The following is a 13892-nucleotide window of genomic DNA, read 5'->3' on the forward strand; positions in this document are numbered from 1 at the left end:
GTCATCCCTGCCGCGTAAAGCGCATAAATACGCCATGCATCTGATCAATCAGCAGATTTTACCCCAAGGCACCCCGCACTGATACCAGCAGCCCCACGTGCAGGTATCAAGTGTTCACCCGCGGGCGACCACTCCCAACGCAGCGCACCATCCAACCCGCTATGCCATAGACATTCAGCGTGATCCGCCAGACGAACCACCACATCGTCGTGAGGATGGCCGTGCGGATTGTAGCGTCCAGCGCTGATGATCGCATGGCGCGGCGACAGGGCCTCAAGCCATGCATCACCACTGCTGCTGCGACTGCCGTGGTGCGCGACGATCAGCAGCGGTAGCGACTTCCCTGCAAGACGTTTCCTCAACTGCGCAATGATCCGGCGCTCTTCCTGTTGGCGGATATCTCCTGTCAACAGTGCCAAGGGTCGCGTTCCGTGCTGAATCAACACGACGCAAGAATGCGCATTATCATTGCGTGTTTTCAGCCCTTGGGAAGGCCACAGTACTTCCATCATCAGAGACTTGCCTTCAACGTGACCGAGTACGACCTTGCGCCCTGCCACACATGCCTTGAGAGGCACTGAAGCAAGCCCGCCGGCCTTTTTGAGGAGTCGGGTACGCTGCCCATCTGGCACCCACAGTTCAACAATATCTGCGGCCGATAGCGCCGAGACGCCTCCCGCATGGTCCTCATCGGCATGGCTGATGATGACACCTTGTGACGCGCCCTCAGATGATAGCGATGGCAACAATGAGGCGATCCGCGGTGCACCATAGGTTGAGCCAGCGCCGAGATCATAGCGCCAAAGGCGAGGAACGGACGGCGTGGCCAAGAACTGCAATGCATCCTCCGAACTCACCCCGATCACCAGCGAGACGGCCAGTCCTTGTCCAACATCATGCACCGTTACGCTGAGCGCGGGATCATGCGACGAGCGTGATGCATACGGCCGTGAGCTTTTCATCTCAATGAAAGAAGAAGGCATCAGCAGCGTGCCTCCAAGTGCTAGTCCCCATATCACCGCTACCACGCTGCAGACACGCCTCATGTTCGCATCGATTCCCGGCACTCCGCTTGCCAACCAGGCTGATAGCAGCGTGACCAATGCGGCAGCCAACACCCACGACTCTGCCAATCCTGTCGATACATCCCAGGATGGCCACATACCGTACGACTCGGCGATGGGCGTCAGTGTTGCGACTCCCAGCGCCACTCCGTGTGCTAACCACTGCCACAGCATTCCACTCAATCCAGCTCCGCTTATACCTGCCATCTCCTCTGGAATGAATCCACTCGCCGCCAGTAGATACTCGATGCCTGCCAGCGCCCAGCCCAACATGCCGAGCGGAACGACCAGCAGAGTCACCAGCGGCGCCATGACCAGATTCATCGGTAACGAGAGCAGTGACAACTGCCCACGCCATACCAGCAAGGCCGCGCCCATTGCCAACGACAACAGCCACTGGCTGCGCAAGGTTGCGAGACACCAGCCCATCAAACCGCGTGGGCGTGCTCGTCCCTGCCATGCCAGCAACAGCACAGCCACCGCCACAAAAGATAACCAGGTGCCCGGTCGCCACAGCGCTAATGGGTCCAGTACCAATACCGTGATCAAGGCCAGCATCCACACCTGCCAGACTCCCAGACCACTGCGACCGCTGGCCATCCATAGCCCGACACTTGCCATCAGCGCAGCTCGCAGTGCTGGAGGGGCTAGCCCGGCAAGTAACGCGAAGCTCCAGGCTGCCACGAACGCTAGCCACCAAGGCGCTGCACTAAAACGCCAATCAGCCGGCCGCAGCAGTCGCAAGCTACCGAAAGCGAGCAGTAGCGTCAGGCTGACCATCAAACCGACATGCAAGCCAGACACTACCGCCAGATGCGTCAGCCCCGTGGCATTGAGCGTATTCCAGTCTTCGCGTGTCAGCGCCGACGCACGCCCCAACGTCAAGGCGGCCAGCCAGCGACAGGGGCTGGTGGCCCATTCAATCATCTCAGCGCCTTTCTCATCTCCCCTCTCGATGTTGTCCTCAATGCTCCGGTCGGTATCCCCTTCACAACGTTGCCATAACGTCTGCTCCGCTCGTAAGCGCAGAACTGATAACCCTTGAGGCGATGACAGTCGCTGCGCTCTCTCTTCATGCCTCACATATCCCGTGGCGACCAAGCCTTCGCGCCACAGCCAGCCGACACGATCGAACGCGTCGCGCTCACCAGGGTTGCTGCTACCACTTACCGGCACTAGCCGCGCCACTAATTTCCAGCGCTCACCGACCTGCCAACGCTCAGGAGCGTGGTCGGCCCCCGCTCGGCGCGGCCAATAACGCCGTAGTTGAATATGCTGTCCTTCAAGACGCTGACAAGCGAAGCGCTTGCCCGACAGTTTCGCCGAGGAATTTTTTTCCAAAGTTACTGAACGAAAAGTATCAGGAGCGTTGGCCGTCGAAGGTGCAAAGGGTCGGCAACTCGTAACCTTCAGCACCATACGCGCCGATTCCCTCGGCGAAGGCGCTGCCTGACTCGCCTGCGCAACGCGCCCTTCCAACCAGACCTGCTCGCGCGATAGTGCCTCTGGCATCAGCAACGGCTGATGCAAAAGCCCGAGCATGATGCCCAGCCACAGCGCACCAAGACTTCGCATACCGTTCAACTGACAACGCTTCAGAACATGCCTCAATCGCCTACCACGGAAAGACTCACGAGAACCGCCGACATCAAACCTGACTGTGCTGAACAGCGATAGTAGCAACATGAAGCTAAGCATCAGGCCTGGCAGCAACATGGTATCCGTGAGCCACGCATCGGGGCTCAACGTGACATCAGGCGTCAGCCCCTCCGTCGAGCGCGCCTGCCAATCTGCAGCCCATTCACCATGACGAGATAACCACAGACCTGCCATGACACCGATGAGCCATTGCGCCAGACAGGTTGGCGATAGCCGAAACAGTGGCAAATGATGGGAGTTGTTCAAGGTGACTTCCGACATGCCACTCGACACCCTTGGAGGTGACACATGCCGCGTGCCATCGGGCATAGCGGGCTCTTCCTTGTGCTCGGTGCCGGATTAAAAGACGCTGGTTGCGCATGACGGACCGCTTTACTGCACACACAGCATGGCAGTCCTGCAGTCATGTATGGATAATGGCCGGCGTTGAATGCCAAATGGCCAAGTCATGCCTCGTCGTCTACTCAAACGGTTCATGCCAGAACCCGATGCCCTCAGGCGCAAGAAGTCTCTGCGCTTCATGCATCACCTGATTGCTGATCCCGCACTGTGGGCGTTGTCACGGAGAACCGTGGCCAATGCCTTCATGGTGGGTCTGTTCTGTGCGTTATTACCGATACCCTTTCAAATGGTATTGGCGGCTTTTGGCGCCTGGGCTCTGCGTTGCAACCTCGCGTTGTCGGTCGGTCTGGTGTGGATTACCAACCCACTGACCATGCCGGTCGTCTTCTACGCGACCTATCGCGTGGGTGCCTGGATGCTGGATACTCCGACACGAGCGATGCCAGACCAAGTCTCCACGGCCTGGTTTGCCAGTCAGCTGGAGGATATTCTTCCTGCATTGGCGCTCGGCTCGCTGGTCAGCGCTATCGTGATCGCCGTACTCGGTAACCTGCTGGTGCGATTGCTGTGGCGTTATCAAGTCGTACGTAGCTGGCGCAGTCGCCGCAAGGCGCGAGCCGCCGCTCGCCGTGGCGAAAAATCGAAAACCTGATATTGCTGCTGACTACTGCCTGAATAATTGATCGACACGCTCAGCCATCGCGCACAAAAAACGCCCCCACCATCTTTCGATGGCGGGGGCGTTTTTTATCCAAGCGTTACGGTAGCGCGACTCAATCCTCGTGCAGCTTGCCACCGTCAAGGCGCAGCACACGGTGCTGGTGCGCCGCCAAGCCTACGTCGTGAGTCACGACGATGAAGGCAGCCTGCGCCTCACGCGCGATATCGTCCATCAACTCCAGAATGCGCGCGGCAGTGGTCTGGTCCAGATTGCCAGTCGGCTCGTCCATCAGCACCAGGCTTGGGTCAGTGACTAGTGCTCGTGCAATTGCCACACGCTGACGCTCCCCCCCTGACAGCTCACCAGGCTTGTGATTGGCACGCGGCCCCATGCCTACTCGCTCCAACAGCTTACGCGCCTTGATGGCGGCTTCAGCACGCTTCTGGCCACGAATAATCAGTGGCATCGCCACGTTTTCTTCGGCGCTGAACTCCGCCAACAGGTGGTGAAACTGATAAACGAACCCGATGTGTTGATTGCGGAAGCTGCCAAGGGCCGCCTCATTCAATGTGGAGAGACGCTGGCCTGCCACCTTGACCACGCCCTGACTCGGGTGGTCAAGCCCGCCGAGCAGATTGAGCAATGTCGTCTTGCCAGAGCCGGAGCTGCCGACCACCGCGACTCGCTCACCGGCACGCACGCACAGCTCCAGATTCTCCAGCACCTGCACTTTCTGCGGGCCTTCATCGTAGCTGCGACTAAGCTTCTCGCAGATCAGCATTGGCTCACCCTGAGAACGGTCAAAGGCAGGCATGTCAGTCGCCGGCGTAGGCATGGCAATCTCTCCAGCAGCAGTACGGGGTGTCACGTCAGAGGAAGAAGGCATATTACTCATAGCGCAGCACCTCTGCCGGCTGAATGCGCGAGGCACGCCAGGCCGGGTACAGCGTCGACAGGAAGCTGAGCACCAGCGCAGAGCCGATGATCACACCCATATCACTGGCCTCAAGGCGCGAAGGCAGATAGCTGATGAAGTAGACATTGGGATCAAGGAACTGGATACCGAAGGTCGCCTGCACCCAGGCAATGATGTCAGACACGCTCAACGCCAAGGCCACCCCGGCAATGGCGCCGATCACGATGCCCATTACCCCGATAGTCAGCCCCTGTACGATAAAGATACCCATGATGGTGCCGGGCTTCGCGCCTAACGTTCGCAGTATCGCGATGTCGGCATGCTTGTCAGTCACCATCATCACCAGTGTAGAGACGATGTTGAAGGCCGCGACAGCAACGATCACCATCAGCAACAGGCCGATCATGTTCTTTTCCATCTGGATTGCCGCGAACAAGTTGCCATGTGTACGCTTCCAATCCATGCCGCGATATTGCGGCCCAAGCTGACTGACAATATCTTGCGTCACCTGATCTGCGCTGAACAGGTCATCCAGCTTGAGGCGAATACCCTGAACATCGCCTTCCTTGAAGCGTGCAAGCTTGGCCATATCACTGATATCGGTATAGGCCAGACTGGCATCCACATCGGCGCCGACCTTGAAGATACCGGTCACCGTGAAGCGCTTGAGACGCGGAAAGATACCGCCTGGCGTAATGGAGGCCTCAGGCACCAACAACGTGACGCGATCACCCACGCCAACGCCAAGATTGCGCGCCAGTAACTCTCCCATCACGATGCCCCAACTACCGGGCGTCAGATCCGCGAGACTGCCGTGTACCATATGATCACTGATGATGGAGACCTGGTCTTCCGCCTTCGGATCAACCCCCGTCACCAGCGCGCCCTTGTTGCGGCCATTGGCAGTAAACATGCCCTGCTGCTCGATATAGGGCGCAGCACCGACGACGTGCGGCTTTTCACGCAACTGACCGGCAAGTGTCTTCCAGTCAGTAACACTATCGCGCGCCTCGACACGTACATGGGGCACCATGCCCAATACACGCGTACGCAACTCGTGGTCGAAGCCGTTCATCACCGACAACACTAGAATCAGCACGGCGACGCCCAGCGACAGGCCCAGCATCGAGGTCAGGGAAATGAACGAAATGAAGTGATTACGGCGCTTGGCGCGGGTATAGCGCAGGCCAATAAGAAAGGGTAAGCGATCCAGCAGCATCGAAGTCGATTCCTTGGGTCAGGGTCGCGGGTCATGATACGCATTCCGCGTGCTCGGCGCATGGGGCCACAATCGAATGCAGTTTGCCAGCCCTCATATGAGGACAGCATGAACCACGTGGAGGCATGAAGGATAAAGAAATCGGCAGGTAATTCTCAGAAGGCTAGCACCTGCGCATGGCTCTGCTATCATCGCGCGCCGTACGTTGTCCAACCGCTCGCCTATTCATGTTTCAGCCATCAGGGAGATGCCCATGGCCACCCGACTGTTCGCCGAATGGCATCCACAGGACGCCATCCAGCTCAGCTGGCCCAGCCCGCACAGCGACTGGAACGAAATGCTCGAGAGCATTGAAGCCACCTGTGAAGCCATGGCGATTGCCATCAGTCGCTATCAAAAAGTACTGATCAGCGTCTGCGATGAAGTAACACGCGAGCGCCTGGCGTCCCGTTTTGCAAGTTTTGGCATGTCAGCCGAGCGCCTCCATCTGTATGTCGCGCCATTGGACGATACCTGGGTGCGTGATCACGGTCCGATCGCCATTGAACGTGATGGCAAGCCAGTATTGCTCGACTACACCTTTACCGGCTGGGGCGGCAAGTTCAAAGCGGCGCGAGACAACGCACTGACACGCACGCTGGCCAAGCAAGGTGTCTTTGCCTGCCCAGTGGAAAGCCGTGACTTCATTCTCGAAGGCGGCGCGATCGAAAGCGATGGCCAGGGTACACTGCTGACCACTGAAGCCTGCCTGCTCAACGACAATCGCAACGCTGGATTGAGTCGTGAAGAGGTCGAATCCCAGCTCAAGGCCGACTTCGGTGTTGAACGCATTCTGTGGCTGACCCACGGCCATCTCGAAGGCGATGACACGGATAGTCATGTCGATACACTGGCGCGTTTCTGCGACCCACGTACCATCGCTTACGTGCGCTGTAACGATACGCGGGACCCGCACTACCCGGCGCTCAAGGCGATGGAAGCCGAGCTTGAAGGCATGCTGGATGCCAATGGCGACCCCTACTTCCTGGTGCCGCTGCCATGGCCTGACGCCTGCTTTGATCCCGATGATGGCCACCGCCTTCCCGCGACCTATGCCAACTTCCTGATCATCAACGGCGCGGTACTGGTACCGACCTATGCCGACCGTCACGATATGGCTGCTCTGAAAGCCCTCGCGAGCGCCTTCCCGAAACGCGACATCATTCCTGTCGACTGTCGCGCCGTGATTCGCCAACATGGCAGCCTGCACTGCATGACCATGCAATTGCCGCGTGGCACGCTTGCCGATGTCGCCGTGTCATCTCATCAAGGAGACTACTGATGCCTGCTTCTCGCCGTACGCTCAAGGTCGGTGTTGTCCAGCAGCAGGCCTGGCCTGACAAGGCCAAAAGCCTGGCGGCCAGCGAGGCGGCCATCCGCCGTCTGGCAGCAGACGGTGCTGAGCTTGTAATGCTGCAGGAGCTGCATGCCAGTCACTACTTCTGCCAGACCGAAGACACTGACCTCTTCGACCTCGCCGAGGCCATCGATGGGCCGACGACTCAGCGTCTGGCAGACCTTGCTGCTGAACTTGAGCTGGTCATCGTCGGCTCGATCTTCGAGCGACGCGCAGCGGGCGTCTACCACAACACAGCAGTCGTGCTCGACAAGGCCTCTGGACTGGTAGGCACGTTCCGCAAGATGCATATCCCGGATGATCCCGGCTTCTACGAGAAGTTCTACTTCACGCCGGGCGATGCCCCGAGCCTGCAAGTGCCACGACGTGGTTTCGAGCCCATCGATACCTCCGTGGGGCGCCTTGGCGTACAAGTCTGCTGGGACCAGTGGTATCCGGAAGGCGCACGCCTGATGGCACTCGCCGGTGCAGAGCTGCTGCTCTATCCCACCGCGATTGGCTGGGACCCGCGTGATGACGAGGCCGAGAAGGCACGTCAGAAAGATGCCTGGACACTGATCCAGCGTAGTCACGGCGTCGCCAATGGCGTGCCGGTGATCGTTGCCAATCGCGTCGGTCATGAGGCAGATCCTTCTGCCGTCAGCGATGGCATCCAGTTCTGGGGAGGGAGCTTCATCTGCGGGCCGCAGGGAGAGCTGCTCGCGCATGGCGGCGTTGCGGCCGAAGAGCTATTGGTCGAGGTGGACCTGGCACGGAGTGAAGACGTACGCCGCATCTGGCCCTATCTACGTGATCGCCGCATCGATGCCTATGGCGACCTCACTGAACGCTATCGCGACCGCTAGTCCCTAGCGTCATGCTCACCACACACCACAAGGGCGCCTCTCGAGGCGCCCTTGCTGCTTGATACTCAAGTTTCTCAGTAACATGACCACTGCATCATTTATCGCTTTGCCACTTCACCTGTCGACCCACCTCTGTCACCTATGGTGACTTGCCATTGGCGTCGAGCTACGCTAAACAATATAACGCGATAACAATAATCAGCTTAGGCCTGCCGACATCAGGACGCATACCATGCCCGAATACCAGTTGATGGCCCGCATCGAAGCGGCCTTTGATGAGCAAATAATCGCTGCAGAACAGGTCATTACTGCGGTCAGCGAGGAAGATTCACCATTATGGCGAATGGATGGTGGTACTGCCGACATCGATTGGCTGCGCTTGGCTCTGCAAGATGTCTGGTATCAAGACGGTCAGGATGGCCGCGTGACTCGCCCCTACCTCGGGGTGGTAGCAGCTGGATCTGCGGTGATAGATGCAGTGGCCGAGCTCAACCTGGCCAAGGAACGTCTCGCTAGACTTTTCGCTGAACTTCGCGAGAAGTACCCTGAGCAACTGTCGGAGCTCAAGGCGATTCTGCCTTTCCGCCATCCAGGATTGAACCAGCACCTCAGGGGTGATGGCCTTGCTCGACTGCACCTAAAACAATGCTGGCGACGCGTGCCAGTCGCAGAAGCCTCTGTCGCTCGCGTACGTTTTGCCTGGTACAGTTCTGGACGCTCCATCCAGCGCATCAGCGTGGCAGATTGCGAGGCACTGCTGATGAAGCTGGATACTGAGGCCGAGCATGTTCGCTTGCAGCTACGCCTGCTCGCGGGCCTACCTCCGGATGAGATATTGACACGCATACAGCCACAGGCACCGCTGATGCGCGCCAACCTGTTCTATCGTGAGCCGGTACTGCGTGACGATGGAGAAGCGCCTCGTACACGCCGTGCATTGAACGTGTCGTTACCGCTATTCCTGCCTCACGATGACCTGCGCCTGCCCTCCCTCAATCAACCGCCGAGCACGCCACCGACAGAGCGTACGCGCGCACGGCGTGGCGATGTTCGCATTGAGGATGAGCCGTTCCTCAAGAGCTTGCGTGTACATCGTTACCGCTGACGGTTGCTCAAGCCAGCTGGCAGACGAGATGAGGCTGATGGGACAGAGTGTTAGAGATCCAGTGCCGACTCGGGCAATCGCTTGAGATGCATGCGGCGCGCCAGGCGGATAATTGGCTTGAGGGTCAACTGCACGGAGCCAATCACGAAGAGCCAGACGCCAAGTGTCATCCACTGCTCCCAGAAGAAACACACACTACCCACGGTGAACAGTATTCCTAACACCAGCTCATTGATGATGCTGGCCAGTTCATAGCGGCGGTGGATAATCAACTCTTCGCGGCCGAGGCGGAAGGTCAAGTCCGTTGCCGGATCGTCTTCAAGTGTGTCTTGCGTATCGTACGCCGTATGCTGACTCATGCATTATTCCCCTATCTTTGCCAAACCACCGTGCCAATACCAAAAGGCCTCGGCACCAGAAGTGCCGAGGCCTTTATCGCTCGTTATCACTGACAGGCCATCATCAGAACAGACGATTCAATCCATTCATGGCTGCCACACGATAGGCTTCCGCCATCGTCGGGTAGTTGAAGGTGGTATTGACGAAGTACTTGAGCGTATTCGCCTCACCTTCCTGCTGCATGATGGCCTGACCGATGTGCACGATCTCGGAGGCCTGATCACCGAAGCAGTGGATGCCCAGGATCTCCAGCGTATCCCGGTGGAACAGAATCTTGAGCATGCCGACGGTATCGCCGGTGATCTGAGCACGCGCAGTGTCCTTGAAGAACGCCTGCCCGACTTCATAGGGAATACGTGCTTCCGTTAGCTCCGACTCACCACGACCCACCGAACTGATCTCGGGGATGGTATAAATGCCGGTCGGCACTTCGCTGACAAATTTGAAGTCTTCGCCCAGCAGATTGGCAGAGGCATAACGCCCCTGATCATAGGCAGCAGAGGCCAGGCTCGGCCAACCGATCACATCACCCACAGCATAGACGTGGTCCAAGCTGGTACGGTACTGCTCATCCACTGTCAGTTGGCCACGGCCATTGGCCTGCAGGCCAACATTCTCGAGGCCAAGACTATCAGTATTGCCTGTACGGCCATTGGCCCATAGGAAGGCATCTGCACGCAGCTTCTTGCCTGACTTCAGATGTACGACCACACCGGACTCATCGCCCTCGATGCGCTCATATTCCTCGTTGTGGCGTACCAGCACCCCGTTATTACGCAGGTGATAGGACAGCGCATCGGAAATCTCGTTATCCAGGAACGACAACAGACGATCACGCGTATCGATCAGATCAACCTTGACGCCAAGACCCGAGAAAATAGAGGCATATTCAGAGCCAATAACACCAGCACCGTAGATGATCAGCGTGCGTGGCGTATGCGACAGACCCAGGATGGTGTCGGAGCAATAGATGCGCGGATGACGGAAATTGACGTCAGCCGGACGATAAGGGCGAGAGCCCGTCGCGATGACGACCTTCTCGGCATGTAGCTCCTCGACACCCTCATGGGCATCACGCACCACGACGGTGTGCTCGTCCTTGAAACGCGCCGTCCCGAAGAAGACATCAATGCGGTTGCGGGCGTAGAAGCGCGTACGCATCTCGACCTGCTGTTCGATGGTACGGCGCGAGCGCTCCAGTACCTTGGGGAAGGAGAACCAGCGCGGCTCACCAATGTCGCGGAACATGCGATTGGTGTTGAACTCGATGATCTGCTTGACCGCGTGACGCAGCGCCTTGGAGGGAATGGTGCCCTTGTGGGTGCAGTTGCCACCCACCGAAGACTGCGCCTCGATGACTGCGACGCGCTTGCCATGCTTGGCTGCATTGACGGCAGCACTTTCCCCCGCCGGACCGGTACCGATCACGACCACATCGTAGTTATAGACTGCCATGAGACTCGATTTGCTCCTTGATTGTTCGTGAGCCGGCCCTGCTACCACAGGTCACTCTCATTGAGAGCAACTCCGTCATAGCAGAACCGGCGGCTGGCCAGTCGTCAGGCCGGCAGGCATTGAGCCATGCGTAGAGTCACGTATAGCAAATCAGCGACGCGGAGCTTCGTAAGCCAGATCACTGGCCGGCTTACCACCGCTCTGTGCCATCAAGCGCTGACGATCCTGTTCTTTCTCGCACTCCTCGTCCTTGCCACCGCAGATATCACAGCCATCCTTGAGCCCGAGGTTATTGAGTCCACCACAAGAACCGGCAATCGGCTTGCCACCCATCAATACCCCGACAGCCATTGCTGCAATCAGCAGCAGCATGGCCGCGAACACCAGTAACCAGATAGTCATGTCAGTTTCTCCCGGGGTTATCCCCCTACGGAACGGGCCTGTGTCTCGTGATAGAGCATCATGAGGATAGGCACCGTCATACATCAGACACAGGCAACGATTCAGAACTGCTTAGTGAACCGTCTTGCCTGCAGACTTGTCAGCTCCTGCGACCGGCGCATCCTTCAGGTAAGGCGCGAATGCCGGACTCCAGGACTGCTCGAAGCCATCTTTGGTTTTGACAATGAAGTAGGCCGCAATGTTCTCACGTTTTGCCGTCGCCATGGCCTTGTCAGCGCCCAGCACGTTAAGTGCCGTGGCCCAGGCATCAGCCGTCGAACAGTTCGGCGTGATCACGGTAACGGAGGCCAGACGATGCTGAATGGGCCGACCGGTACGTGGATCAATGGTATGCGAGTAACGCACACCATCCTGCTCGAAGTAGTTGCGATAATCACCAGAAGTGGCCACCGCCGCATTGCCCGGATTGATGATGCGCTGCACGGAACGCTCGAATGACTTCGGCGCTTCGATAGCGATCCGCCATGGTTTACCACCAGGTTTCTCGCCCTTGACGCGAATCTCGCCACCGACCTCAACCAGGTAATTCTCGATACCCTTTGCCTCGAGCGCATCGGCCACTCGATCAACACCGAAGCCCTTGGCGATACCCGATAGATCGGTGTACACCGGCTTGCGTTTGATCACCGTATTACCATCAAGCTCAAGTGCCAGGTGATCGACCTTGGCCAAGGCTTCGGCAATCTGCGCATCACTGGGCGCCTTGTCCAGACGTGCATCCGGTCCGAAGCCCCACAGGTTGACCGCAGGACCTACCGTGACATCAAAGGCACCATCCGAACGGTTACCGACATCCTGCGCCTCACTGAGCACATGCGCCAGATCATCAGACAGCGTGACGGGCACATCCACCGGTGCCTGATTCAGTTTCGAGAGCTCCGAGGTGTCCTTGTAGGTCGACATCTGCCAATCGACCTTATTCAGCGCCTCGACACTGGCTTGTTTGAGGTCTGCCACCTCATCCGCATCCAGATCCCCCACTACACTGACGTGGAAACCGGTGCCGAAGATGGGCCCGGCAAAACGGTGCAACTCAGGGTTGCTGGAATTTTCACAGCCTGCAACCAGCAGGGCCAGCCCCATGAGGGCCGGCCCTGCCAGTCGTCTTGCGACGCGTGACATCATCGATCAACCACCGAAGTCATCGAGCAGGATGTTCTCCGGCTCCACGCCCAGGTCAGTCAGCATCTTGACGACCGCGGCGTTCATCATGGGCGGACCGCACATGTAGTACTCGCAATCTTCAGGGGCTGGGTGATCCTTGAGATAATTCTCATAGAGAACATTGTGGATGAAGCCTGTTGCTCCTTCCCAGTCGTCCTCTGGCTGCGGATCAGACAGCGCCAGATGCCACTCGAAGTTATCATTTTCTTCGGCCAGCAGGTCGTATTCCTCGTTATAGAACGACTCGCGCATGGAGCGCGCGCCGTACCAGAACGAGATCTTGCGCGTAGAGTTCAGACGCTTGAGCTGATCGAAGATATGGCTGCGCATCGGCGCCATGCCAGCACCACCACCGATGAAGACCATCTCAGCATCAGTGTCCTTGGCGAAGAACTCACCAAACGGCCCCATCACGGTGATCTTGTCGCCCGGCTTCAGAGAGAAGACATAGGTGGACATCAGACCCGGAGGATGTTGGCTGTTGGGCGGCGGCGTCGCGACACGAATGTTGAACTTCAGGATGCCGTACTCTTCCGGATAGTTCGCCATCGAGTAAGCACGAATCACCGGCTCTTCATTCTTGTGCTGAATGTTGAACAGGCCAAACTTCTCCCAGTCGCCACGATATTCTTCATCGATGTCGAAGTCGGAGAACTTGATATCGTAAACCGGCGCTTCCAGCTGAACGTAACCACCGGCGCGGAAGTTGACTTCCTCACCTTCCGGCAGTTCCAGGTTCAACTCCTTGATGAAGGTCGCGACGTTCGGGTTGGCGCTGACCGTGGTTTCCCACTTCTTGACGCCGAAGATCTCTTCCGGAACCTCGACCTTCATGTCCTGCTTGACCGGGACCTGACACGACAGACGCCAGCCTTCCTTCTTCTCACCCATGGTGAAGTGGGACTCTTCTGTCGGCAGGATGGAGCCGCCGCCTTCAGAGATCCGGCACTTGCATTGGGCACAGGAACCGCCGCCGCCACAGGCGGAGGACAGGAAGATGCCATTGGCTGCCAAGGTCTGCAGCAGCTTGCCGCCGGCCTGGGTTGTCAGGGTATTGGCAGGATCGCCATTGATCTCGATCTGGACGTCGCCACTCGAGACCAGCTTGCTGCGTGCTGCGAGGATCACGAGCACCAGGCCGATAACGACCACGGTGAACATGACAACGCCGAGCACGATGATGGAAATATCAACCATGTCGGTTT

General features: G+C 58.1%; 12 protein-coding genes. 4 read left to right on the plus strand and 8 right to left on the minus strand.

The genetic code is table 11. The features are described 5' to 3' along the window. Positions 1 to 44: 44 nt before the first annotated feature. Positions 45 to 2984, minus strand: coding sequence for a DNA internalization-related competence protein ComEC/Rec2 (locus tag CFN46_RS01900; protein WP_176426395.1), 2940 nt, complete (start codon positions 2982 to 2984; stop codon positions 45 to 47). Between the two features lie 187 nt (positions 2985 to 3171). Between CFN46_RS01900 and CFN46_RS01905 the strand changes: the two genes are divergently transcribed. Continuing rightward, on the plus strand, positions 3172 to 3717 hold the full coding sequence (locus CFN46_RS01905) for a DUF2062 domain-containing protein (RefSeq protein ID WP_088742549.1): 546 nt from the start codon (positions 3172 to 3174) through the stop codon (positions 3715 to 3717). 121 nt (positions 3718 to 3838) lie between these two features. Here CFN46_RS01905 and CFN46_RS01910 read toward each other — a convergent pair whose 3' ends face one another. Both CFN46_RS01910 and CFN46_RS01915 read right to left on the minus strand, forming a co-directional pair. After that, positions 3839 to 4540 carry an ABC transporter ATP-binding protein gene (locus tag CFN46_RS01910; protein WP_088742691.1) on the minus strand — a complete coding sequence of 234 codons (702 nt, stop codon included), beginning with the start codon at positions 4538 to 4540 and terminating at the stop codon, positions 3839 to 3841. 73 nt (positions 4541 to 4613) lie between these two features. Then, entirely contained in the window at positions 4614 to 5858 is a 1245-nt protein-coding gene (locus tag CFN46_RS01915) for a lipoprotein-releasing ABC transporter permease subunit (protein WP_024950625.1), read from the minus strand. A gap of 256 nt (positions 5859 to 6114) precedes the next feature. On the opposite strand from CFN46_RS01915, the gene CFN46_RS01920 reads away from it, so the two are divergent. The 3 genes from CFN46_RS01920 (at position 6115) to CFN46_RS01930 (ending at position 9207) form a co-directional block, all read left to right on the plus strand. Next, positions 6115 to 7182, plus strand: coding sequence for an agmatine/peptidylarginine deiminase (locus tag CFN46_RS01920; protein WP_088742550.1), 1068 nt, complete (start codon positions 6115 to 6117; stop codon positions 7180 to 7182). Further along, on the plus strand, positions 7182 to 8102 hold the full coding sequence (locus CFN46_RS01925; RefSeq protein ID WP_088742551.1) for a carbon-nitrogen hydrolase: 921 nt from the start codon (positions 7182 to 7184) through the stop codon (positions 8100 to 8102). The genes CFN46_RS01920 and CFN46_RS01925 overlap by 1 nt, the downstream gene beginning before the upstream one ends. Before the next feature lie 232 nt (positions 8103 to 8334). Beyond that, positions 8335 to 9207: a hypothetical protein gene (locus CFN46_RS01930; RefSeq protein WP_024950627.1), complete on the plus strand. Its 873-nt coding sequence runs from the start codon at positions 8335 to 8337 to the stop codon at positions 9205 to 9207. 50 nt (positions 9208 to 9257) lie between these two features. Here CFN46_RS01930 and CFN46_RS01935 read toward each other — a convergent pair whose 3' ends face one another. The 5 genes from CFN46_RS01935 to nqrF form a co-directional block, all read right to left on the minus strand. Next, complete coding sequence (locus tag CFN46_RS01935; protein WP_024950628.1) at positions 9258 to 9566, minus strand: YrhK family protein; 309 nt, start codon at positions 9564 to 9566, stop codon at positions 9258 to 9260. 103 nt (positions 9567 to 9669) lie between these two features. Next, positions 9670 to 11109: a Si-specific NAD(P)(+) transhydrogenase gene (sthA, locus tag CFN46_RS01940; RefSeq protein ID WP_254918377.1), complete on the minus strand. Its 1440-nt coding sequence runs from the start codon at positions 11107 to 11109 to the stop codon at positions 9670 to 9672. A 102-nt stretch (positions 11110 to 11211) separates the two neighbouring features. Further along, complete coding sequence (nqrM, locus tag CFN46_RS01945) at positions 11212 to 11463, minus strand: (Na+)-NQR maturation NqrM (protein ID WP_088742552.1); 252 nt, start codon at positions 11461 to 11463, stop codon at positions 11212 to 11214. Between the two features lie 111 nt (positions 11464 to 11574). Next, positions 11575 to 12648 carry an FAD:protein FMN transferase gene (locus tag CFN46_RS01950; protein WP_254918378.1) on the minus strand — a complete coding sequence of 358 codons (1074 nt, stop codon included), beginning with the start codon at positions 12646 to 12648 and terminating at the stop codon, positions 11575 to 11577. Positions 12649 to 12651: 3 nt separating this feature from the next. After that, positions 12652 to 13884, minus strand: coding sequence for an NADH:ubiquinone reductase (Na(+)-transporting) subunit F (gene nqrF / locus CFN46_RS01955; RefSeq protein WP_024950632.1), 1233 nt, complete (start codon positions 13882 to 13884; stop codon positions 12652 to 12654). Between the last annotated feature and the right edge of the window lie 8 nt (positions 13885 to 13892).

Source organism: Cobetia sp. QF-1 (genome assembly GCF_002213105.1).
GTDB lineage: Bacteria > Pseudomonadota > Gammaproteobacteria > Pseudomonadales > Halomonadaceae > Cobetia > Cobetia crustatorum.